1 protein-coding gene is annotated in these 731 nt (G+C 59.8%); it reads left to right on the forward strand.

Going from position 1 to position 731, the window contains the following annotated elements:
* Positions 1-731: HD domain-containing protein (locus QZ269_RS13365; protein ID WP_291427181.1), on the forward strand; the 731-nt coding region annotated here is incomplete at both ends.

Raw genomic sequence — 731 nt, forward strand, 5'->3', positions numbered from 1 at the left:
GACGGCCAACGCCGCCGCAGTGGCGAGGCGTATGTCACCCATCCTCTTGCGGTGGCAAATATTCTTGCCGACATGCACATGGACCATCAGAGCCTGATGGCTGCGATGCTGCATGACGTGATTGAAGACACCGGCATCGCCAAGGAAGCGCTCAGCGCGCAATTTGGCGAAACCGTGGCCGAACTGGTCGACGGGGTCAGCAAACTGACCCAGATGAACTTCGAGACCAAGGCCGAAGCCCAGGCAGAAAACTTCCAGAAGATGGCCATGGCCATGGCCCGCGACATTCGGGTCATTCTGGTCAAGTTGGCGGACCGGCTGCACAACATGCGCACGCTGGAAGTGCTGTCCGGCGAAAAACGCCGGCGCATCGCCAAGGAAACCCTGGAAATCTACGCGCCCATCGCCAACCGGCTGGGCATGCATGCCATTCGTATCGAATTCGAAGACCTCGGCTTCAAGGCCATGCACCCGATGCGCTCGGCGCGCATCTACCAGGCGGTAAAGCGCGCCCGTGGCAACCGCAAGGAAATCGTCAACAAGATCGAAGAGTCGCTGAGCCACTGCCTGGCGATCGACGAGATTGAAGGCGAGGTCAGCGGCCGGCAGAAACACATCTACGGCATCTACAAGAAGATGCGCGGCAAGCGCCGGGCCTTCAACGAGATCATGGACGTGTATGCGTTCCGGATCATCGTCGACAAGGTCGATACCTGCTACCGCGTGCTGGG

The sequence above is a fragment of the Deinococcus sp. genome (genome assembly GCF_018260405.1).
In the GTDB taxonomy this organism is placed as follows: domain Bacteria; phylum Deinococcota; class Deinococci; order Deinococcales; family Deinococcaceae; genus Deinococcus.